This window comes from Acinetobacter courvalinii (assembly GCF_014635545.1).
GTDB classification, from domain to species: Bacteria; Pseudomonadota; Gammaproteobacteria; order Pseudomonadales; family Moraxellaceae; genus Acinetobacter; species Acinetobacter courvalinii.
In genome coordinates this window covers 195269-217939 of record NZ_BMDA01000003.1, presented here as the reverse complement: position 1 = coordinate 217939, position 22671 = coordinate 195269, and the positions used below count along the sequence as shown (strand labels likewise).

Genomic DNA, 22671 nt, shown 5'->3' with positions numbered 1-22671 from the left:
TTGCTACCTCTTAGCGCACAGCCAGTAAAGTTTCAATATTTTCCAGCAAAGCCTCTTCCTGGAACGGTTTACCCATATATTGACTTACACCGAGTGACAATGCGCGTTCACGATGTTTCTCACCGGTACGTGAGGTGATCATGATAATTGGCAAGTCCCGATGCAATTCATGGTGTCGAACCAGATTGGTGACCTCGAAACCGTCCATACGCGGCATTTCAATATCCAGTAGCATCAGATCAGGTTTCACTGTTTCGAGCTGCTCCATCGCATCCACACCGTCTTTGGCCGTGACCACATCATAGCCCTGGCGCTCTAACAGACGTGAAGTGACCTTACGTACGGTGACCGAGTCATCGACAATCATGATCAGGCGACGTTCATCATAACGCTGTTTAGTATAGCTTTCATCAGCCTGCTTGCTACGTGCAGTTGACTGCGCTTGTCGTGCAATATTCTGACCATCCAGAATCAAACAGACCTGACCATCCCCCAGAATGGTTGCACCCGCAATCACGCCAATACTGGAGAACTGCTGTCCGACCGGTTTCACCACAATCTGACCACGTGAACCAATCAACTGATCCACCAGTAATGCCGTAGTCTGGCCTTGGGCGCCTTTGATCAGCAACACCGGTAAAGAATGCACCACGCCACTCAAACGCGGTATTGGCTGGCCTGCCACAAACTCAGAAAGATAGCGTAAACGGTAACGTTCCTGGTCAATGGTGAAATAGTCGTCCTGACTGTCAAAGTACTGCTCCAGTGCCATAGGTGAAATACGCACAATACGGTCGATCTGGGCCAGCGGGAATGCAAACTGTTGATCGCCTGCTTTAACCATCAAGGCATCACTGACCGCAACCGTGGTTGGAACACGGATGGTAAAGGTCGTGCCTATGCCATAGGTGGACGCCACACTGACATGGCCGCCTAGGGCTTTAATATCGCTTTGTACCACATCCAGCCCGACACCACGCCCAGAAATCTGGGTGACCTGAGCCGCAGTACTGAAACCCGGATGGAAGATAAATTGTAAAATCTCTTCCTGTTCCAGCTTCTGATCTGGCGTCATTAAACCGGTTTGCAGTGCTTTTTCCTTGATGCGGTTGACATCAATGCCCTTACCATCATCACTGAAGGTTACGACCACATCAGTACCTTGACGGCCAATGTTCAAGACAATATGCCCGGTTTCAGCTTTCTTGGCCTGTAAACGCTGTTCACGATCTTCAATCCCATGGTCAATCGCGTTACGCAACATGTGCTCAAAAGGTGCAACCAGACGTTCAAGAATACTGCGGTCTAATTCCCCTTCAGTATTGTTCACCACCAATTCGGTTGGGCGATTTAATGCCGAAGCCGTTTGACGCACGATACGCTGTAAACGCGGTAACAGACGTGAGAATGGTACCAGACGGGTACGCATGAGGCTTTCTTGAATTTCAGCCTGAATACGGGATTGCTGTAATAGCAAACCTTCTGTATCACGAATCTTTTCAGACAATGTGGTCTTGAAATCCACCAAGTCTGAAGCTGACTCGGCCAGTGATTTTGACAACTGGTTCAGCGATGAATACTGATCCATCTCTAATGGGTCGAAGTCGGCATAACGCGCATCTTCCCCGCCATGTCGTGCAATAATCTGGCTTTCCAGCTCACCTTCCATTCGACGTAACTGGTCGGCCAAGCGCTTGATCGCCAGTTCCATTTCTGTCAGCGTACCGCCGAGTTGCCCCAGATCCATCTCGATACGTGAACGGTTAATCGCATTTTCCCCTGACAGGTCAATCATCTTCTCGATGACATCTGCAGAGACACGAATCATCTCATTATTCTGCTCAATTCGCTCTGTCGTTTCCCACTCGCCCAGCATTGACGGCGGTTCTGTGCCATCGCCCTGAACAAACTCCATGTTATATTCAGGCGTAAAGATATCTCTCGCCGAAAGTTTCTGAGGAAGTTGTGCCGAAACATCGACAAACTCCATCTTCTCCAGACTTTGTTTTAAGCCATCAAAATTGGCATATTGACGTTTAAAGATGGCCTCATGCAACCATGCCAATGCGGTATTTAGCAGATTGTCATACACATTTGAATTGAAATGATGCACACCAAACTGCTCAAAAGCATTTTCCAGATGGTAGGCAATCACGGCAATGGCATCCATTTCAGCCATGCGCGCGCCGCCTTTTAAGCTGTGGGCATTACGCTGTAACTGCAGCAACACACTACGATTACCGCGTTGTTCAAACCATTGCCTCAATAAGCTTTGAGCCTGTTCCAGTAACTCTTCTGCTTCCTCCAGGAAAGTCTGCTCCACCAACGAGCGGACATCATCATCCAATGTCGCTGCTACCGTCTCAACGCTTTGAATTGCTGAGCTCGCATCAAGTATTTCATCCGAGGCAAGAGGGCTAGTTTCTGGCTGCAAGGTCAGCGTTTGCGTATCAGGTTCAGCTTCAACTAAGTCAGGTACTTCTGACTGGGCCTCAACAACATCCGCTTCAATTGCTGCAAGGGTCTCTACCGGCTCAAGCATTACAGGTGCAACCGTTTGGTCTGCCTGTTGCAGTAACTGCACCACATGCGTTGATGGATAATCGGTTTGCTGATCGCGAATAGTCTGAATCCGGTCTGCAATGTCATCCTGAACTAAGCGAATAATCGCAACCAGTTGTGGTGTTGCCTGAATGTGCTGATTGATCAGCTTTTCATAGAGGCTTTCCAGCTCATGCGCAATCAGGCCAATATGAGGCGCCTGAATCATATTTGCCCCGCCTTTCAGGGTATGCAAATAACGCATTAGATTTTTTAGCGCATTTAAGTTGTGATGATCGGCGGTCCAAGTAGTTAAGTCCGCATCAATTCCGGCAAGCAGTTCATCGGCTTCTTCAAGGAAAATATCCAGCAAGTCTGGATCGAAGTCACGATTGGACGCTGCTGATTGTAATTGTTGCTGATCCAGTGCCAGTTGTGCGGCAAATACAGTGACATCAACAGTCGCATTGGCTGGGGTTGCTGTTTCCGAAATACTTGTATCAACAGCGCTATCATTAGCCTGTGTTTCAACCGTTTCAAGAACAGGTTGCGGCATAGCGGAAGTAACATCAGTTTGCGGAGCTATAACCGCGATTTTTTCCAGATTATGGAGAGCAGCCAAAGTATGCGTTGCTGGATAATCGACCTGCTGATCACGGATAATCTGGATACGATCCGCAATATCATCCTGTACCGCACGAATCACGGCAATCAGTGCCGGCGTTGCTTGAACCTGCTGGTTAATCAGCTTTTCATAAATGCTTTCCAGCTCATGCGCAATCAAACCGATATGAGGAGCCTGAATCATATTTGCTCCCCCTTTCAAGGTATGCAAATAACGCATCAGATTCTTTAAGGCATCCACATTGTTATGATTCACCGCCCATGTATTTAGATCAGTATCAATACCGGCAAGCAGTTCATCTGCTTCTTCAAGGAAGATATCCAGCAAGTCTGGATCAAAATCACGGTTGGCTTCATCGGCATTTAACTGTTGCTTATCCAGTGCAAACTGGGCAGCTAAGTCAGTCACAGCGCTTGACGTTGCGTGTGGTTCAATTGCCAAAGTTTCTTCAACTGTATGGGTCTCGACATCCACAGGTTCTTGCGGCACAGACTCAACATTTTGCTGGGTAAATGAACTCAGTTCATTTAAGACACGTTCATGGGCTTTGGTTAAAGTGACACGCTGGCCGGCTGCCAAGGTATCAAACAACTGGATAAACTGTTGATGTACCTGATGATAGAGTTCAAAGGCATAATCCAGATGAAGTAAACTTGGTTTAAAAATAAGATCCTGATAGCTTGAACGCAACAAGCTGGTGTACTGATACATGCCAATCGTTGCATGATGATGCGTATGCTGTAACAGAATTTCTGCCTGCTGACTCAATAACTCGATATATTGCGGGAACTCATGCCGTGCACGTTTCTCGAAATCAAACTCGACATCCAGTAAATCGTTAATTTCCAATTCAATTAACTGAGACACCAGACCTTGTGGCCGTACTGCATCGCCATGCTTTTCTTCGAGCTGGAAATCATAACCATCCCAAGCAACATTAAACGTCTCATAAATTTCATTGAGCTTTTGTGAGCTGCCTGCATGCTTCAAGGTATGTAAATAATCCCCAACAAACTGCGCATAATGCGTCAGCAAAGCCGTTTCATCCGAACTTGAGTCCAGTTCTTCCTGCAATAAGGTTTTAAACAGGTTTTCAACTTTTGAGCTGGCCTCAAAGACATGATCGACATGCGCCATGGCAGAACTGCCACGCAAGGTATGCAATGCACGAATCAGGGTATTGTATTGATCATTGCTTGGACGATCATTTTGTAAGAACTGGTTGATGGTCGCCAGATGCTCTTCGGCCTCTTCCTGGAAAATGGCCAGGGTTTCTTTGGCCAAGGCCTCATCTTCAAATGGTACAATCCCTTCAAGCTCCGAGACAGACTCAACCTGCTGTGGCGCTTGTTCCTGTGTATCCGTTGCAACGAGAGCATCATCTCCTGGCTCAAGGCCAGTCAACACCTGTTCATGATTAAGATCAATGGCAAGATTTAAAAGCTCTGCCAGCGCAGGTTCAGGACTTTGCTGCTGTTGTAATTGTTGTCCGAGTAAAACCAAGGGTTTGAAATCAACCTGATGGGCCTGAACCACCTTAAAGTCATGCGCCAGTTTAAAACGATAAAGATTAAAAACCGTCTGTACATAGCGTTGAATATCAGCATTCAAGGTAATCGTGCCCGCAATCACACGATTTAAAGTATCTTCAACGGTCCATGCCAGCTCACCCGACGACTTCGCCCCGACCATTCTTCCAGAGCCTTTTAAGGTATGGAAATGACGGCGAATATCGCTCAGCACATTCTGTTGATGTGGTTGTTCTGTCCATTGAACAAGTAATGGTTCTAACTCAACAAAGATCTCATCCAATTCTTCAATAAAAATTTCAAGAATCTCTGCATCTTGTTCAAGATAACTGTCTTCAGGAAGCGTCATCGTTTCAACTAACGTTTTTAATATTTGTTTCATAGCTGCTTCTTTCGTTTTTATCCACTAAATGTGGGTAAAAATTACGTCTATCTATCAGACAAGATGTAGTTCCACTGCGCCATCACCTTGTTGAGATATCCAACACATCTAAAATGGAAAGACAGACACCCCCATCTGCCTTTCCAATTCGGTTTACTCAGGTAACTTAAAGTCAGTTACTGATTCACGTAACGATTCAGCCATGTTTGCCAACTCAGAAACCGAGCGTGCGGTATCAAACGTAGCGGTAGTCGTTTGTGAGGTAATTTCCTGTACGACATTCATCGTGGTCGCAATATGACTGGCAGAAGCCGACTGAAGTTTTGCCGCATCCGAAATGCTTGCAATCAGTTTCGCCAAGTCACCCGATACCGTTTGAATCTCATCCAGTGCAATCCCCGCATCTTTTGCCAGATTCGCACCACGTACCACCTCGGAAGTGGTTTGTTCCATTGAGATTACGGCTTCATTGGTATCGGTTTGAATGGTTTTCACCAGACTTTCAATCTGTTTGGTTGCTGATGCAGAACGTTCTGCAAGACGCTGTACTTCATCAGCAACGACTGCGAAACCACGACCTGCTTCACCGGCCATCGATGCCTGAATGGCGGCGTTTAAGGCCAGAATGTTGGTCTGGTCGGCAATATCGTTAATCAACGAGACGATATTACCAATCTCTTGAGAAGACTCACCCAGACGTTTAATACGTTTCGAGGTTTCCTGAATCTGTTCACGAATGTGATCCATCCCTTCAATCGAACGGTTTACCACTTGCGCACCATTGGTCGCAATCTGTACCGAACGTTGTGCTACATCAGCAGATTCAGAAGCGTTGGCAGATACTTGGTCAATCGACAGTGCCATTTCGTTCATGGCGGCAGACGCACCCGCAATTTCTTGCGCCTGATGTTCAGAAGCTTCGGCTAACTGGTTGGTAATGTTTTGAGTATCTTGGGTATAGCGTGCCACTTCTTGCGAAGTATCGGTGATTCGCGATACCAGGTCACGTAACTGATCGATCGCAAAGTTAATCGAGTCGGCAATGGCACCGGTAAAGTCCTCAGATACTGTTGCATAAGAACGTAAGTCACCATCTGCCAAATCCGCGATTTCATCGAGTAAACGTAAAATCGCATTCTGGTTACGGTCATATTCGTCTTGTAGACGTGTTACACGCTCTTTATCGGTATTACTACGTAAAGCCAGTAATTGCAGTGCAGAGAAGACCAACAGACCTAAAGCACCAATCAGTACGATACCGGCAATGACATTGCCCCAGCCGCCTTCCGCTTTATTGGACAAATCATTGAGTGAATTCAACAGTGCATCAGACTGCGAAAAGATTTGTGAAGAGGCCTGACGGACACGCACGATCTGGTTGGCGTTTTGTAATACCGTTGCCGCTGCTGATTTCAACACGGCATCATAGTCAGACTTAATGCTGTCCACAGATTCACGTAAGGCAGCCGAGCTGATACGGTCTACACCCAGTTCAGAGCTACCGTTTAATTGGGCATTTAAATACACACCGAAGGTATCAATATCGGCACCGAAGTCATTTGCAGAAACACTAGAGTTATCTGTACCGACCAGCACCGAGTTGATCGAACGTAAAATACGTTCCGCAATAAAGACTTGGTTCTTGGTAATAATTACCTGACTACTCGGCATGTTCTCACGCACCATCTGGTCCACCATCAGGTTATATTCAGCCTGAATCTCGGGGATGGTATCGCTAATCGCAATGTTGGTATCATAAAGCTGGTTAATGACTTTCTGTTGTGAGGCAATCAAGTCAATATTCTTGGAAATGCCGCCCCAAAGTTCGCTCACCTTCTTGTATTCATCAGAACCTTTACCATAAACACTTTCAACCGTTTCCAGGTTTTCGGTAAATTGCTTTTCTGACTCAACCAGCTTTTTCATCTCTTCAGGTTTACCAGAAGCGGTGGCTTCGGTGGCCTGACGCGAAATGGTTTGCGATAACAGACGCAACTCACCCAGACTACGGGTTAACTGGTTTGAACGCGGCACACTAACGAACAAGTAGATTAAGAGGATGACTGCAAGGGCCAAAGCAATTAAAGCACGATAGATAATCGGTTTAGATTTCTCACTTTCACCGAATAAACGGGAAAACTGATCGAGTTGCGTTCGTATATTGTCTAGGAACGCGCCCCCCTTTTTCAGTCCCGCACTATCACTACCATTCTTTTTTTTAAGTTTAAAGCCCATATCAGCTTCTCCCCGAAATACGCCTTTATGTTCCGTAGCGCATTAAATTAGTTTATAAATTTTATTGATGCATTCATGTATTGAGGATTTTTTAATAACCGACTCAATAAGAACACATGCCATTGTTGATTATGCTGGTGGAAATGACCTTGACAATAGTCTTTTAACTTATGGTCCAGATCATTATTTTGAGAGAAAAAACTCTTTTTATTAAAGTGCTGAATCCCCAAAACCTGATCAACGACCAACCCCACATAATGATCTTGATGGCTAATACAAATCACTTTTTGCGTCGGAGAAAACTGGCTTCTTTGTCCTGAAATAAAATGTGTCAAATCAGAAACTGAAAGCAGTCTTCCACGAATATTGGCCAAACCACGTACCCACGCCTGGGTATTTGGTACCGGTGTATATTTCGGAGGATAAATTACCTCGGAAATTTCCCCCAATGGCGCAACAAAATATTGCCCCAACATCTCAAATGCGATGCCCGACCAGCGGTGAGTTTCGTTTTGAGTTGAAGTGTATTGCTTATTGCCTCGCTTGGATAAGCGAAGCAATTCGATAAATCCATTTGCTGCCATACCCTATCCCGTATTGAATCATGAGAAGGCTCAGATTGAGCGAAATTAACTTAATAGTTGTTTAATCACATCAATCAGCTGTTGTTCATCGACAGGTTTGGTCAAATAGTCGCATGCACCCTGACGTTTCCCCCAGACACGGTCCGTGGCCTGATCTTTGGTACTGACAATTACAACCGGAATATGCTGTGTGTCTTTGCCTTTACTGATCTGGCGTGTGGCCTGAAAACCATTCATGCCCGGCATCACCACATCCATCAGCACCAGATCAGGTAATTCTGCTTGTGCTAAAGTCACACCATCTGCGCCATTAGTTGCTTCAATGACGTCATAACCATGCTTGGTTAAAATTTCTCTAAAGCGAAAAGTTTCAGTAGGTGAATCATCTACAATAAGTATGCGAGCCATTTTTTCCTCAATCTTTAATTTTATGCGCTGACGTGGTTGCGAATCGCGTTTAACAACTCATCTTTACTGAATGGCTTGGTTAAATATTCATCCGACCCCACGACACGGCCTTTCGCCTGATCAAACAAACCGTCTTTGCTTGATAACATAATGACTGGAATATTCTGGTAATTTAGTGAGTTTTTGATTAATGCGCAGGTTTGGTAACCGTCTAAACGAGGCATCATGATGTCAACAAAAACGATATCCGGATTAGCTTCTGCAATTTTTGACAATGCTTCAAAGCCATCAACCGCCGTAATGACTTCACAGCCTTCACGTTGCAATAACGTTTCAGCTGTACGACGAATCGTTTTGGAATCGTCAATCACCATCACCTTTAAATTCTGAAATTTATCTTCCATTTATTGTCCTGCCCCAATACTCAATACAAATTATGGTTGGTTTAATTTGTTTTATACAGATCAGTTGATATTTTTAACATATCTTTACTTGCATTATCAATGAAGTTTTTTGAACCAACCTATCAGTTTCGCTACACAATCCTAAACAGGTCACACTTTTAATTAAATTCCTAATTTTTTTGCCGAATAAGTATTTTTAATTGTCTAAATTAGCACTAATATACAACTGATTATTATTTAAAAATAAGTGATTTAATTAACTTTTTTTCGGGGAATGTAATGACTGGTTCGTTAAAGTGCGGTTTCCGCATTCGTCACTTTAGCACGATTGCTCGTACTTACATCTGCTCATTTTTTATATGCTTTGTGTCCAGCACCTGTTTTGCCGGAATAGAGTCTTCCAAGGCCACCTGGTATCGTTATTACGACAAGAACGGCGTAGCCAATGTCAGCACTTCGGTCACCCCTGAACATATCCGTTATGGGTATGAAGCGCTGGACCGCAATATGCAGGTGATGAAGCGCAATCGTCCTTATAATGCTGCTGCGGATGCACAACAGTCGGCTCAACGTGAATCGGTTGCCCGCCGTCGTGAACAGGATTTAAGATTAAAACGCGCCTATGGCAACCCGCAAATTGCGACGGCAAAACGTGACCAGATTTTGGCAAACCTAAAAAAACAGCTCAATTATCAACAAGAACAATTACAGCAACTGCAAAAAGATAAAATCGCTTTCAAGCGTCAGGAAATGGATTACCATCGTAAAGGTGAAATGCTGCCAGCCCAGTTAAAAATTAATCTGGACAATAATTCCAAAAATATTGAGAACGTCAAAAAAACCGTGGAAAGCCTGCGCAATGCCTACCACAAAACCGAGGCAGAATATGCCGATATCATCGCCCGTTTAAACGCATTACAATAAAAATCAGTCTTTAAAAGCCGCATATGACAGCTTTAACCTCTCCCTTTGCTCTGCTAAATACCCCTAGATTTTCAACATTTACATACATTGCAGTGCTTTATACTGCGCTAAATTGAATGATTCATGTCATAATGCCAGCAGCTCAAAGTGAGCCGATTATTTTTGCTCCTTGTTGTAGCATCTTTTAAATAACACTTAACTTTAGGACAGTTTCCATGCGCGCAAGCCGCTTTTTATTTGCAACGTTAAGAGAAACCCCAAATGATGCTGAGGTCATTTCACACCAGCTCATGTTACGTGCGGGGATGATTCGTAAACTCGCTTCTGGCTTATACTCTTGGTTGCCCATGGGAACGCGTGTTTTAAAGAAAGTCGATGCCATTGTGCGTGAAGAGATGAACCGTTCAGGTGCATTAGAAGTCTTTATGCCAGTGACGCAACCTGCGGCATTATGGGAAGAATCTGGCCGTTTTGAACAATACGGCCCAGAATTATTACGCTTTAAAGATCGTCATGATAATCCGTTCGTACTGGGTCCAACCCACGAAGAAGTGATTACCGATTTAGCCCGTAATGAGCTGAAAAGTTATAAGCAATTGCCGCTGAATTTCTATCAGATCCAAACCAAATTCCGTGACGAAATTCGTCCACGTTTCGGGGTGATGCGCTCGCGTGAATTCATCATGAAAGATGCATATTCATTCCATACCGATCAGGCGTCATTGCAAGAAACCTATGACGTGATGTATGACACCTACAGCCGTATCTTTACCCGCTTAGGTCTGGATTTCCGTCCAGTACAGGCAGATACCGGTTCAATTGGTGGTTCAGCTTCACATGAGTTCCATGTACTTGCAGCCAGTGGTGAAGATGATATCGCGTTCTCGACTGAATCTGATTATGCAGCCAATGTTGAAATGGCTGAAGCGGTTCTGGTGGGCGAACGTGCTGCCGCGACTCAAGCTTATACGCTTGTCGACACACCCAATCAGAAAACCATTGCAGATGTTTGCCAGTTCCTGAATGCAGATGCCAAGCAATCAGTCAAAGCGCTACTGGTACAAGGCCCAGCCGATGAAAAAGGCAATACACCTGTGGTTGCCCTGTTCTTACGCGGTGACCATGAGCTAAATGATATTAAAGCTGAAAAACATCCGTTAATTGCTGCACCTTTAACTTTTGCAACTGAAGCACAGTTACAAGAACATGGTTTGACTGCTGGCTTCTGTGGCCCACAAGGTCTGGTTGAAAAAGGCTTAACCGTGATTGTCGATCGTGCCGCATCGGTATTAGCTGATTTTGTTGCCGGTGCCAATGAAGTGGACAAACATGCGACCGGTGTCAACTGGGATCGTGATGCCAAATTCACAGAAGTATTTGACTTACGTAATGTAGTTGAAGGCGATCCATCTCCAGATGGTAAAGGTACACTTCAGATCAAACGTGGTATTGAAGTCGGTCATATCTTCCAGCTCGGCACCAAATATTCAGAAGCCTTAAACTGTAAAGTATTGGGTGAAGATGGTAAGCCATTAACCGTGACCATGGGTTGTTATGGCATTGGTGTAACACGTGTAGTGGCTGCGGCGATTGAACAAAACTTCGATGACAAAGGCATTATCTGGCCACAAGCGATTGCACCGTTTGAAGTGGCAATCGTACCGATGAATGCACACAAGTCACCGCGTACCCTCGAAGCAGCTGAAGCGCTTTATGCAGAACTGCAAGCACAAGGCTACGACGTGTTACTGGATGACCGTAATGAACGTCCAGGCGTGAAATTCTCTGATCTTGAATTGATGGGGATTCCACATCGTATCGTGATTGGTGAAAAAGGTCTGGATGCAGGCACTTTTGAATACAAAGGTCGTCGCGATGCCGAAGCAAGCAATCTGAATAAAGAAGAATTAATGGCAAAACTGCTCCGTTAATCCGACTAACAGATGTAAAAAAGCCGTTTAATTTAAACGGCTTTTTTATGGCTCAATTATACGGTTAAATCTTTTACCGTCTCAGAGGAGCCATTATTCTTGACCGATTCAATGCCCTTGTCACGTGACTGTTCACTTGCATACAGCTGGCTACTCCCAATCACCTGATGATTCGCCGCTTTTAAATTAAAATAAGGTTTGTCATTTTTCGACGTTAAACGCTCATAACGGCCATCATCGGGACTATTTTTCTGAACAGATGCAATGCCATTCATTGCCGCTGCTTTGGTTTTGTATAATTCACTATTTAAAACTGGCTCACCATTTCCTGCCTTGAGTGTAAAACGGTATTGCCCATCACTCGCTTGACTTACTTCGAACCATCCTGCCATAAGGACCTCTATTTTTGGAGTTAGTATTGATTGTTATCTCATCCAATATAGATCAGCAATTGCCGTTTAAGAAGATTAAATTTTGTTCAATTTTGGTAATTTACTTTATAACTTAGTTTTCATATTAAGCTAAGTTATAAAGTACTGAGTCCTCGTGCTACTCACTTTCTTTTAAATGTCTGCGTAATATTTTTCCAATATTTGACTTCGGAATTTCACTCACAAATTCGATATATTTTGGACACTTATATGCAGTCAAATTGGCTTTCGCATAAGTTAAAATTTCATCAGCCGTTAAGGACTCGTCTTTTCTGACAATAAAGACTTTGGGAACTTCACCCGATTTTTCATCTTTTATACCAATGGCAGCCACCTCAAGGACTTTAGAATATTGGGCCATCACCTCTTCAATTTCTCTTGGATACACATTAAAGCCAGAAACCACGATCATGTCTTTTTTTCTATCAATCAGCTCAATATATCCCTGCTCATCCATGATTCCGATATCACCAGAACGAAAAAGCTGATTCTGAGTCATCGCCTGTGCGGTTTCTTCCATTTTTTGCCAATATCCCTGCATCACTTGAGGACCGCGTATGGCAACCTCGCCCGCCTGCCCATAAGGCAACTCATTGCCCTGCTCATCAATAATCACCACATCCGTTAAAGGAACAGGAATGCCCACCTTCCCACTGAAAGTAGTTTGACCTTTGGGATTAAATGTTGCCAACGGACCCGTCTCTGAAAGACCATAAACCTCACAAATAATATTGCCAGTCAACTGCTGCCATAGCTCGGCTGTGGCCTGTAAGGTTGGCATTCCTCCGCTCACCGCAAGTTTAAACTCAGAAAAGTCGATAGTTTTAAATGCAGGCTGATTTGCGAGTGTATTAAATATGGTATTTACACCAGGAAAAACATGTGGCGAATAACGATTCCAGGTTTCGAGAATGTAATTGATCTCTCGTGGATTCAATATTAACACCACGGTTTGCCCAGAATATAAGCTGTATAAAATACTAAATGAAAATGCAAATATATGATAAAAAGGCAGAATACATAAAATTCGGCTACTGCCACCTGGGGCTGATAGCACTAGATTCGGAGAAAAAGTAGCATCCATCTGCAAGGTATTAATAAATAAATTTCCATGCGTTAGGATTGTACCTTTAGAAAGCCCTGTCGTTCCGCCTGTATACTGAAGCAAAGCAATATCATTCAGCTCTAATTCAGGTCGCTGATAATCAAGTGAACTGGTCTCATTTATAATATTTTTGAAATAATAGGTATGTCCTTTAAATTCAGGTTGATCCGCTTTGTTTTCTTTTAAATGTGGATATTTAGCTAATGTTTCCTCAGTCAACAAATCTGAAATTGATGTTTGAATAATCGTTTTAACTTTTGTTTGTATTTCAATTTCCTGAAAAGTTGCAATCGCGGCATCAATCATAATCAGTATTTCTGCGCCTGAATCATTTAATTGATATTGCAATTCACGAGCAGTGTACTGAGGATTGACATTAACTGCGATATAACCTGAACGAAGAATTGCACATGCAATGACTGGATATTGCAATACATTAGGCAGCATGATTGCGATGCGTGTTTGCTTCGGCAAATTTAATTGTTGTAAATAACTGGCAAATCGAAGGCTAAGTTCATCCAGTTCTGCATAAGAAAGTATTTGATCGTGAAAAATAAAAGCAGCAGCATGACGGTATTGCTGAAAAGATTGCTCAAGCATCTTAAGGAGAGATTCATGTTGAGCGGGTAACTGTAATTGATGAGAAATATTATATTTCTGGTATTCCTTATGCCAAGGACGATTAATTTTCATTTATAAAGTCTATTTATTGAGTAAAAATTAAAGTATAAATTTTTCTACTCAAATAAAGTGGCTGCTTATGTAAAAGAATGTGAACTACACCACAAAGCATAGCCACATGAAACTTATGATAATTTTTAATACTTTAAATTGAACACCGATCTCTATATTTATTGTTTTGCCCAGTATATATACTTTTTTCTGAGTGGTAAGGGCTCAATATTCTTTCACTAAACATATTCATAAAATAAAAATAGCTTTAAGCTAAATGCAGAAAGGAGCATTTACATGCTCCTTTCCAAGTTATTTGATTAAACTTTTTTCACAAACTCTGACTTCAGTTTCATTGCGCCAACGCCATCAATTTTACAATCAATATTATGACCATCGCTTGCATCTGGCACTAAACGAATGCTTTTTACTTTGGTCCCAACTTTAACCACAGAAGATGAGCCCTTGATTTTCAAATCTTTGACAACCGTGACGCTATCCCCATCAGCCAACACGTTGCCATTTGCATCTTTAATAATGTCTTGTACTTCAGCAGCCTGTGTCTCGCCTTCTTTCCACTCATGTGAGCACTCCGGGCAAATCAATAAATCGCCATCTTGATAGGTATATTCTGATTGGCATTGTGGGCAATTTGGAAAAGACATAAAAAAATCTCAAAAAGGCTATTATGCGGGATAGAGGCTCTTTTTCAAAATTTTAGGGCTGAATATCCTTGCCAAGCAAATAATTTTTTAAGACCAGCGCATGATTTAACTCAGGATCTTGAGCCGCATAAATCAGGGTTAACTGTTGATTTTCAGCCATCTGCCTGAGTTGTTCCACATGTGGATTGCCTTCCAGCTCTTGATAATAACCTTTCTGAAAACTTAACCAATGCTCGGCCTGATGACAAAACGCTTTTCTTAACTCAGTAGACGGTGCAATTTCTTTTAACCACAAGTCCAGATGTGCCCGCTCTTTTGAAATCCCGCGTGGCCACAACCGATCAACCAGCACACGCTGGCCGTCAGTTGCTGCAACAGGATCATAAATACGTTTTATTGCAATCAGCACTTTTTTCTCCTGTTTGAAGTCTGCTTAGCTTTCCATTGAAATATCAATTACCTGACCTTGCACATCAAAGCTGACGCAAATCACATACTGGGTCATCTTATCGGGTAAAGTGAAATCCAGCATTTCACGGCTTTCAATCTCATCACTTTGCCATGAATCGGCCAACACCAATAAATCCAGCACCTGTAACGGTGTAGGTACAGCGCTTCCAGAATATTTTTTCCAATACTCTGGCTCAATTTCTTCAAGATGGTGCTGGATAAACAACTCCACACTCTCTTCTGCCTGCTGATTTTCTAAAGCAGCCCGCATTGCAACACGCGCAAGCTGCTCTCGTCCTTTAACAATTGCTTGTTCAGACATTTGATTCCCCAATTTAATTTATTCATCCAATATTTTTTGTTTTTCTCACTCAACCGATTTTACTTAACGAAAGTCTTTATTCGTCAGGTATCTCCGCTTGAACTAACAGGCCTAACAAATACAAGGATTCTTGCCAGCCCAGATAACAGGCTTCTACAGGAATCACATCAGGAATCCCCTCTTGGGTAATATGCACCTCTGTGCCAACCATAACGGCTTTGAGCTCAATCGTGACCTGAATATCACCGGGTAAGTTTGGATCGTCGAATTTGTCGGTATAACGCAGTAGCTCATTCGGGACAATGTTAATATATTTGCCTCCAAAACCATGCGTTTGTCCTGTGGAAAAATTGGTAAAGGACATTTTATACGTTCCACCCTCCTGTGGATCGAGATGATGAACTTTTGCGGTAAATCCATGCGGTGGTAACCATTTGACCAAGGCATCCGGATCAAGAAAGGCTTTAAAAACACGCGCTGGGGGCGCACTCAATACTCGATGTAGTTTTACTGTTCCAGTCATTATTATTCTCCCATATCACGCTCATTGTGTTTGGTCGATTTATCATAGCGACTTGGCAGGTAAATGCGAGGCCGCTGATCTTTCATTTGAGCACGATTATCGACAATATAAAGCTGCTTTTTTGTGAAAAATGGCGCAAAATAACAGTCCATATTTTAGTGATCAGAATGCAGCTTAGGATTGATCTATGAGTCAACTTGCTTTTACTGCTTTTAGCTTAAATGGTGTAGATGCACAAAAATTTCTACAAGGCCAAGTCACCATTCACGTTGAACGCATACCAGAAAATGAAAGTCGCTATACTGCTATTTGTGATTTAAAAGGACGTATTCATTTTGGTCTATGGATTAAACGATTAAATCCAGAAAGTTTTGAGTTAGTGACCACGCAAGACCAAGCCGAAGAATTTGCCAAGCATATTAAAAAGTTTGGTGCTTTTTCCAAAATGAAATTAGAAGAAACAGGTTCGGTTTTCCCAACAGTCAATGGCATTCAAACCGAGTTTTCTTCAACAGAAACTGATATCAATACCTGGAAAATTCAAGCGATTCAATCTGGACAAGCCTGGATTCAGCAAAGTACCGAACACCTGTTCCAGCCACAAGAATTACGCCTGCATCAACGCGATGGCGTACATTTCGATAAAGGCTGTTACTTAGGTCAGGAAATCGTAGCGCGTCTTTGGTTTAAAGCAAAACCAAAACACTGGTTACACCTGATCCAGGCTCAAGCAGATGTGCCAGCCCCAGCCAGCCAACTGAACAAAGATGTTGAAGTGGTCAATAGTGTGGCATTTGAAGATGGCTATCTCGCACTTGTGATTGCCAAACCTGCTGCACTGACAGAACTTGGAGTGACTGTTCTGGACTTGCCTGAAGCATTGAATGGTGATGTGGCAAGACCTCAATAATAAAGTGACATAAAAGTCCTCCTAGGGGGGCTTTTAAATTATGAATCAAATTATATAAAGAAAATTAAATTATCTTTAAAAATCAACATATATTTATCTAAAACGAATATACATACTTTAATTATTTCTATGGAAACATCTGTGTATAAATTTAGATCATTCTATATTATGACATTAGCAATGTTATTAGGGTCCCAGTCTATTTTTGCCAATACTGAACAAATTAATCAAAGGGTCAAAACTCTTCCAACTCATCTAAACCCAGAGTTTATAGATAAGACACCTATTCCTAATCTATATACGCTTTCAAATATTAGAGGCTCTGTATTAATCGATGCTTCTGGTCGATATTTAATTTATGGAGATGTAATTGATCTTGAGAATATGCAGAACATAGCCGACTATAATTATCAAAAACATTATGCAATCAATCCGAAGCAACTTCCTACAGCTAATGCCTTAAAAGAAGTTAAAGGAAATGGTAAAAGAATCTTATATGTCTTTGCAGATCCCGACTGCCCTGCTTGTCAGGCATTACAAGGTGTTCTTGAAGATGTTAACGATATAACGATTTATACGTTCCCTATGGGACTGACTCATTTACATCCCACCGCAATTGAAACATCGAAAAATATTTGGTGTTCGAAAGATTCTATTAAAGCATGGAAAGCATATTTATTAGATGGGGACAAACCAAACAAAAGGGAAAATACGTGTCATCAACCCATAGACCAGAATATGGAAATTACAAAAAAATATCGAATTAATCTAACCCCGACAATATTTAATTCACAAGGACATAGAATTGTCGGGGTTCCCGAACGAGAAGGTATAGAAAACTTTATTAATAATACTGATCATTAATTAGGTACTTATTTGAACACCCTCTTTATTTGCAGTCGTAATCAATGGCGCAGTCCAACAGCTGAACGTATTTTCGCTCAAGGGTATGGTCTACATACCCGTTCAGCAGGAACCAGCCGCCACGCTAAACATACTATTTCAGTTAGAGATATTGCTTGGGCGGATCAAATTTTTGTGATGGAATCCAGACATAAGCAACAAATTAAAGAAAAGTTCTCAAAACAACTACAACATAAAAAAGTCTTTGTGCTTGATATCCCTGATGATTATCACTATATGGACCCAGAGCTGATTGAGTTGCTACAATTCGCACTGCTGCCCTATTTAAAATAAAGTTGAAATCCCGTTCTTGTCGAAAATAGAAATGAGCGTTATTGTTCATCTATCCTTAACTCGACTGATTTCTAATGAAAATAATGATCAAGACACTGCTTTCAGCACTCACCTTGGGTCTGATTGGTTTGCAAACAATCCATGCAGACAGTAAAACCCTCGAGCAAAACTTCAAAAAAAATTATCCCGAGATTGCTGTCAAATCAGTTAGCCCCTCCCCGTTACCGGGTATTTATGAGGTTTATGCAGCGGGTAAGATGATCTATACCGATGAAACAGCCAAATATCTTTTTTTCGGTAACTTATTGGATGTTCAAAACAAAAAGAATCTGACCGAGGACCGCTTAGCCGAGTTAAGCAAGATTGATATCAAGCAACTGCCGCTTGATCAGGCGATTAAATATGTTAAAGGTAAAGGCGAACGTACACTCTATGTGTTTAGTGATCCGGATTGTCCTTACTGCCAAAAGCTCGAGCAACACATGACTGCGGTGGATAATGTCACCGTCTATCTGTTCCTGTTCCCGCTAAAAAAATTACATCCTCAAGCCGAAGCGGTGGCCAATAAAATCTGGTGCTCAAAAAATCAATATGAAGCTTGGGAAGATTACATGTTGCACCGTAAAGCCCCAAAAAGTGCGACCCAATGTGAAACACCGATACAGAAGAATCTGGCATTAGGACAAAAGCTGCAGATTGATGGCACACCGACTTTATTCCTGCAAAACGGAATGAGACTCTCAGGTAGCCCACAAAATGCTGAGCAGATTGAACAGCTTTTACAAGAAGCGAGTACGAAGAAATAAAGATAAAACATGGAGGCTTGTTGACTCTTTTGCCAGCAAGGAGTTGCAAGCCATTCTCTAAAATATTAATTATACATATTTGATTTTAAATAAATTATAAAAACACAAAGATCAAAACCCGCTTTTTCCCCTGCCAAGATTTATACAAATTCCTTATTTACATTTTGCCGCAAGCTTTTATGATGACAACAGCATATTGAGTTCTGCTATGCAAAGGATGAAAGCAGATCAACATGAGAAAGGAAAAATAAAGATGAAAAAATTGCTCATTGCGAGTTTAGTCACCCTTGCAAGCCATACAATCTTCGCCGCTGACAATAAAGCGACCAGCACCAAAGCAGACCCATTGTTTACCAAAGCAACTCAACTGTATGAAGCTAAAGACTATGCTGCTGCTTATCAGGAAATGCAACGACTAGCCAATACCGGCAACACGCAAGCGGTCCATAATCTCGGCTATATGACAGAACATGGTCAAGGCACAGTAAAAGATGAGAAAAAGGCACTACAGTATTATCAGGATGCATCCAGTAAAGGCTACGGACCAGCCAGTTTCCGCTTGGCTCAAGCCTACCATAAAGGTAATTTGGGTCTAGGCAAAGATGCTCAGAAATACAAAGAATATTTAAATAAGGCATCTAGCCAAGGTTCAGATGAAGCAACTGTAGAATTTGCTGATATATTGTTTAGACAAGGTAAACCTGAATATGATCAACTGGCTATTCAGAAATTATTACCTTTACTGAAAAAGGATTATTATCCGGCAAAAAACTTAAAAGCAGTGTATGACCTGGGAATTGGTGTGAAGAATAAAAATCCTTTCATGCAGCAACAAGCCGTTGAAAGCTTAAAAGATCTCGCCAAGAAGGATTATGCTCCTTCGCTCATGATTTTGGGTAACATGCTCGCTAACGGCAATATTATTAGTCAGGATCTGGAGCAGGCAAAAAATATTTTTTCTCGTTTAGCTGCTGCAAACTATCCGAATGCCAAAGAATCCCTGGCTCAGGTTGAAGCGGCCATTGCTGCTAAAAAAGCCGCACCCGCCCAAGCCCCTAAAAAATAATTTATGCAGCAGCACTTCACCATGCAAGTGCTGCTGTACGCTCCTTAAAATTGCTTGCTTACTTTAATTCCCGCGCTCCAGTTACGACCATCAGCAGGTTCATAATATCGACCATTATTAGGATTTTGATTACCACTACTATCATTAATAATGACAGAACCCGCATAGTTTTTATCAAATAGGTTATCTACACGCGCAAAGCCATTAATGCCCCAATCAGCATATTTCCATGCATAACCCGTATAGATCGATGCCACGGTATAGCTTGCAGCAGCATCACTATTGATATCATTGACATAGACCTTATCCATAAACTGGGCATCAAGTCCTGCATAGAAACCTTGCTCTGGCTGCCAAGCGATATTAATAAAAGCCTGATTTTTAGCAATCCCAGGAATTGCATTACCTGATGGAATGGCTGCAGCGAGTACATTACCTTCTTTATCAAGATTGACTGGAACATCAGCATCGAATGTTGCATCGAGATAAGCATAACTGGCTGTTGCAGCTAAATCACGCCACAGCTTTTTATTCCAAGTAAACTCAACACCTTCACGAAGCGTTTTATCTGCATTTCTAAACGTCGAACGACCATTAGAGGTGCCTGCAGAAACAATATCATCTTTAGTTTTAGACTGAAAAAGAGCGAAAGTAAAATCACCTAAATAGTTTTGCGATTTTAAACCCACTTCATAGTTATCACTGGTAGATGGCTTTAAAGCAAAATTAAATCCAGATTTATTCTTATCAGCTTGATAGGCCATCTCAGTAAATGTTGGCGTTTCAAAACCTTTTGCATAACTCGCATAGGCCAATAGCTCAGGTAAAATCTGCCAACTTAAAGCAGCTGAGGGTAAAACCTTGTTGTAATCCGTTTTATCACTATCATTGCCATTGCTTAAATAATGATCCTTAGATTTATAATGTACATTGCTATAACGCACACCAGTATCTAAACGCCAAGTCGGTAAAAACTGCCAAGAGGCTTGTAAATAGGGATCGACATTCCACAAAGTATTGTCTTCATCGCGACGCAATGTACCTTTTACACCATAAGAAGGTTGACCATTAAGTAATGTAAAGTTCTCATACCCTTTACGATCTTCATCCATGCTATCAACAGCAAGTCCTGCGCTGAAGCTTGTATTCGGCAATAGTTCTTTCCCTGTCCAGCGGAAATCAGCACCGTAATAATTACGTTCAAAATCAATCACACCACCAGCGTGATTAGGATTTTTTTGTGTGGATTGGGGAATTGACTGATATTGAGTCACCTGACGATTGCCGAAATACGCCATCGCATACAGTTCATGCTGATCATTAATCGGTTTAGACCAAGTCACACCCGTTTGCGTTTGTTCAATGTCTTTACGAACATTGTAGGTATTCTTAGCATCATTAACTTGGCGAGGATTTTTCTGCCATTGCTCTCGGCTTAAACCTTGTGGATCATCTGCATGGATTTTTACATAATTGGTGATCCAATTAATTTTGCTACCATCATCTAAGTTCCACGTTAGTTTCGCATTATTTAAAACTTTTTCTGCACTACTATGCTCACGAAAGCCATCGGTATCAAAATAAGAAGAGCTGACAATATAACTTGGTTCATTCTGGTTTTTGGCACCGCCCTGTAACACGAGACCTGCACGATTTTTATTGTGGCTACCACCTGCATAGCTCATCTCAATCGAATCTTTGCCCTGTCCCTCTCGCGTTGTCGCTAAAATTGCCCCACCAGAAGAGTTTCCATAAAGAGAAGAAAATGGGCCGGTTAAGACCTCAAGATGACTCAGGCTACTTAAATCGATATTTGAAGTTTGCCCCTGTCCATCTGGCATGGTTGCTGGAATGCCATCGCTATATAAGCGGATGCCGCGCACACCAAAGGTTGAACGTGCACCAAAACCACGCATCGAGAGCTGCAAATCTTGTGCATAATTTTCCCGGTTACGTAACTGAACACTTGGAATGCCCTTAACCACTTCAGTTAAATTAACCTGAGCGGATTGATCGTTTTTAGGCATATCGACCCTAAAAATGGAGGCAGGTGTTTGCATATAGGTGGTATCGGTACGTGTTGCTTCGACACGTAGGGTCGGTAATACAGTCACCTCTTGAGCCAGCGCTTCGGCCCAAACAAGCGGGCTAGAAATGCAGCCCATACTCATCAAAATACCGTAATGAAGTCGGTTTAAACGTAATAAGGACATGCTTATTTCCTTTATTTATATAGGAGTTATGATAACAAAAAGCAGTGCCTGGTTTGGACTATGAATTCAATCCGGAGAACGGTAAATCTGGAAAATACGGCATCATTTACTAAAAAATGATCTACCCGTAAGGTTATCGGCTCAACGAAGGATGATCTTTCCAGCAATATCGTTCAGGCCAGTCTTTAGCTTCTTCGGCGTAATCAATTCCTATACGAGGCGTTAATATCACTTCCGGTTGTGTCGTTGCTGCTTCCACCCACAAGCCCGACTCTTCCCCCAAGCATTGCCCTTTTAAGGTTCGATCAATGCCTAAATAACGCGTCAATTTACCTGGTCCAGCCAAAAGCTGATATTGCTTTTTAGTGGAAGCGTCTTTTAAAAATGCAGAACGAATCATCACTCCTTCCGGGATGCCTTCGGTCTGAGTAATCAGATTGAGCATTTCATACATGCCATAAATTAAATAGACGTAAATCGTGCCACCAGGTCGATACATCACTTCTGTGCGGGCTGTCCGTTTATCATTGTAGCTATGACAGGCCTTATCACGAACGCCCAAATAAGCTTCTGTTTCAGTAATGATACAGCGGATGACTTGGCCATCAGGTTGTCGCTTACACAAGACGCAACCAATTAAGCCATAGGCCACTTCCGAGGTTTCACGTTGAAACCAGCTTAATGGTAAAATATCTGACATAGTGATCTCTGAAATAATCCATAGCACACGTTATACTAGATTCATCCA

At 42.3% G+C, this 22671-nt stretch carries 20 protein-coding genes; 7 read left to right on the top strand and 13 right to left on the bottom strand.

The window, feature by feature from the left end; genetic code table 11:
- Nucleotides 1-10 precede the first annotated feature (10 nt).
- From IEV39_RS13195 to pilG, 5 genes are all read right to left on the bottom strand, one after another.
- Nucleotides 11-5077 carry an Hpt domain-containing protein gene (locus tag IEV39_RS13195; RefSeq protein ID WP_005288797.1) on the bottom strand — a complete coding sequence of 1689 codons (5067 nt, stop codon included), beginning with the start codon at nt 5075-5077 and terminating at the stop codon, nt 11-13.
- Between the two features lie 153 nt (nt 5078-5230).
- Nucleotides 5231-7312 carry a methyl-accepting chemotaxis protein gene (locus IEV39_RS13190; protein ID WP_005288799.1) on the bottom strand — a complete coding sequence of 694 codons (2082 nt, stop codon included), beginning with the start codon at nt 7310-7312 and terminating at the stop codon, nt 5231-5233.
- A 47-nt stretch (nt 7313-7359) separates the two neighbouring features.
- Entirely contained in the window at nt 7360-7896 is a 537-nt protein-coding gene (locus IEV39_RS13185; protein WP_005226965.1) for a chemotaxis protein CheW, read from the bottom strand.
- A gap of 45 nt (nt 7897-7941) precedes the next feature.
- Nucleotides 7942-8304, bottom strand: coding sequence for a response regulator (locus IEV39_RS13180; RefSeq protein ID WP_004775365.1), 363 nt, complete (start codon nt 8302-8304; stop codon nt 7942-7944).
- Between the two features lie 20 nt (nt 8305-8324).
- A complete protein-coding gene (pilG, locus tag IEV39_RS13175) occupies nt 8325-8708 on the bottom strand; it encodes a twitching motility response regulator PilG (protein ID WP_004652356.1) in 384 nt (127 codons plus the stop codon).
- Between the two features lie 279 nt (nt 8709-8987).
- Between pilG and IEV39_RS13170 the strand changes: the two genes are divergently transcribed.
- Entirely contained in the window at nt 8988-9632 is a 645-nt protein-coding gene (locus IEV39_RS13170; protein WP_005288802.1) for a hypothetical protein, read from the top strand.
- A gap of 215 nt (nt 9633-9847) precedes the next feature.
- Entirely contained in the window at nt 9848-11563 is a 1716-nt protein-coding gene (locus tag IEV39_RS13165) for a proline--tRNA ligase (protein WP_005288805.1), read from the top strand.
- A gap of 56 nt (nt 11564-11619) precedes the next feature.
- On the opposite strand, the gene IEV39_RS13160 is transcribed toward IEV39_RS13165, so the two are convergent.
- The 6 genes from IEV39_RS13160 to IEV39_RS13135 form a co-directional block, all read right to left on the bottom strand.
- Nucleotides 11620-11955: a YegP family protein gene (locus IEV39_RS13160; protein WP_005288808.1), complete on the bottom strand. Its 336-nt coding sequence runs from the start codon at nt 11953-11955 to the stop codon at nt 11620-11622.
- Nucleotides 11956-12112: 157 nt separating this feature from the next.
- Entirely contained in the window at nt 12113-13786 is a 1674-nt protein-coding gene (locus IEV39_RS13155) for an AMP-binding protein (RefSeq protein WP_032883293.1), read from the bottom strand.
- A gap of 305 nt (nt 13787-14091) precedes the next feature.
- Entirely contained in the window at nt 14092-14436 is a 345-nt protein-coding gene (locus IEV39_RS13150; RefSeq protein WP_005288813.1) for a zinc ribbon domain-containing protein YjdM, read from the bottom strand.
- Between the two features lie 52 nt (nt 14437-14488).
- Complete coding sequence (locus tag IEV39_RS13145) at nt 14489-14845, bottom strand: DUF488 domain-containing protein (protein ID WP_005288815.1); 357 nt, start codon at nt 14843-14845, stop codon at nt 14489-14491.
- Between the two features lie 24 nt (nt 14846-14869).
- Nucleotides 14870-15208: a DUF2004 domain-containing protein gene (locus IEV39_RS13140; protein WP_005288817.1), complete on the bottom strand. Its 339-nt coding sequence runs from the start codon at nt 15206-15208 to the stop codon at nt 14870-14872.
- Between the two features lie 76 nt (nt 15209-15284).
- Nucleotides 15285-15737, bottom strand: coding sequence for an SRPBCC family protein (locus IEV39_RS13135; RefSeq protein WP_171067904.1), 453 nt, complete (start codon nt 15735-15737; stop codon nt 15285-15287).
- Nucleotides 15738-15918: 181 nt separating this feature from the next.
- Between IEV39_RS13135 and ygfZ the strand changes: the two genes are divergently transcribed.
- The 5 genes from ygfZ to IEV39_RS13110 all read left to right on the top strand — a co-directional run bounded on the left by ygfZ (nt 15919) and on the right by IEV39_RS13110 (nt 19710).
- The gene (ygfZ, locus tag IEV39_RS13130) at nt 15919-16641 is read left to right on the top strand and encodes a CAF17-like 4Fe-4S cluster assembly/insertion protein YgfZ (protein ID WP_005288821.1); all 723 of its coding nucleotides are present in this window, start codon (nt 15919-15921) and stop codon (nt 16639-16641) included.
- A gap of 129 nt (nt 16642-16770) precedes the next feature.
- A complete protein-coding gene (locus IEV39_RS13125) occupies nt 16771-17505 on the top strand; it encodes a DsbC family protein (protein ID WP_005288823.1) in 735 nt (244 codons plus the stop codon).
- 12 nt (nt 17506-17517) lie between these two features.
- A complete protein-coding gene (locus IEV39_RS13120) occupies nt 17518-17838 on the top strand; it encodes a low molecular weight protein tyrosine phosphatase family protein (RefSeq protein ID WP_005288825.1) in 321 nt (106 codons plus the stop codon).
- An 83-nt stretch (nt 17839-17921) separates the two neighbouring features.
- A complete protein-coding gene (locus IEV39_RS13115) occupies nt 17922-18644 on the top strand; it encodes a DsbC family protein (protein ID WP_005288828.1) in 723 nt (240 codons plus the stop codon).
- 253 nt (nt 18645-18897) lie between these two features.
- Nucleotides 18898-19710, top strand: a complete 813-nt coding sequence (locus tag IEV39_RS13110) for a tetratricopeptide repeat protein (protein WP_005288831.1) — start codon at nt 18898-18900, stop codon at nt 19708-19710.
- Nucleotides 19711-19754: 44 nt separating this feature from the next.
- Here the strand turns inward: IEV39_RS13110 and IEV39_RS13105 are convergent, their stop codons facing one another.
- Complete coding sequence (locus IEV39_RS13105) at nt 19755-21923, bottom strand: TonB-dependent receptor domain-containing protein (RefSeq protein WP_005288835.1); 2169 nt, start codon at nt 21921-21923, stop codon at nt 19755-19757.
- 133 nt (nt 21924-22056) lie between these two features.
- Nucleotides 22057-22623: a DNA-3-methyladenine glycosylase gene (locus tag IEV39_RS13100; protein WP_005288838.1), complete on the bottom strand. Its 567-nt coding sequence runs from the start codon at nt 22621-22623 to the stop codon at nt 22057-22059.
- Nucleotides 22624-22671 lie beyond the last annotated feature (48 nt).

Coding starts and splice junctions, on each gene's coding strand:
- IEV39_RS13195 (WP_005288797.1), bottom strand. CDS start 5,077: ATGAAACAAATATTAAAAACGTTAGTTGAAACGATGACGCTTCCTGAA.
- IEV39_RS13190 (WP_005288799.1), bottom strand. CDS start 7,312: ATGGGCTTTAAACTTAAAAAAAAGAATGGTAGTGATAGTGCGGGACTG.
- IEV39_RS13185 (WP_005226965.1), bottom strand. CDS start 7,896: ATGGCAGCAAATGGATTTATCGAATTGCTTCGCTTATCCAAGCGAGGC.
- IEV39_RS13180 (WP_004775365.1), bottom strand. CDS start 8,304: ATGGCTCGCATACTTATTGTAGATGATTCACCTACTGAAACTTTTCGC.
- pilG (WP_004652356.1), bottom strand. CDS start 8,708: ATGGAAGATAAATTTCAGAATTTAAAGGTGATGGTGATTGACGATTCC.
- IEV39_RS13170 (WP_005288802.1), top strand. CDS start 8,988: ATGACTGGTTCGTTAAAGTGCGGTTTCCGCATTCGTCACTTTAGCACG.
- IEV39_RS13165 (WP_005288805.1), top strand. CDS start 9,848: ATGCGCGCAAGCCGCTTTTTATTTGCAACGTTAAGAGAAACCCCAAAT.
- IEV39_RS13160 (WP_005288808.1), bottom strand. CDS start 11,955: ATGGCAGGATGGTTCGAAGTAAGTCAAGCGAGTGATGGGCAATACCGT.
- IEV39_RS13150 (WP_005288813.1), bottom strand. CDS start 14,436: ATGTCTTTTCCAAATTGCCCACAATGCCAATCAGAATATACCTATCAA.
- IEV39_RS13140 (WP_005288817.1), bottom strand. CDS start 15,208: ATGTCTGAACAAGCAATTGTTAAAGGACGAGAGCAGCTTGCGCGTGTT.
- ygfZ (WP_005288821.1), top strand. CDS start 15,919: ATGAGTCAACTTGCTTTTACTGCTTTTAGCTTAAATGGTGTAGATGCA.
- IEV39_RS13125 (WP_005288823.1), top strand. CDS start 16,771: ATGGAAACATCTGTGTATAAATTTAGATCATTCTATATTATGACATTA.
- IEV39_RS13115 (WP_005288828.1), top strand. CDS start 17,922: ATGATCAAGACACTGCTTTCAGCACTCACCTTGGGTCTGATTGGTTTG.
- IEV39_RS13110 (WP_005288831.1), top strand. CDS start 18,898: ATGAAAAAATTGCTCATTGCGAGTTTAGTCACCCTTGCAAGCCATACA.
- IEV39_RS13105 (WP_005288835.1), bottom strand. CDS start 21,923: ATGTCCTTATTACGTTTAAACCGACTTCATTACGGTATTTTGATGAGT.
- IEV39_RS13100 (WP_005288838.1), bottom strand. CDS start 22,623: ATGTCAGATATTTTACCATTAAGCTGGTTTCAACGTGAAACCTCGGAA.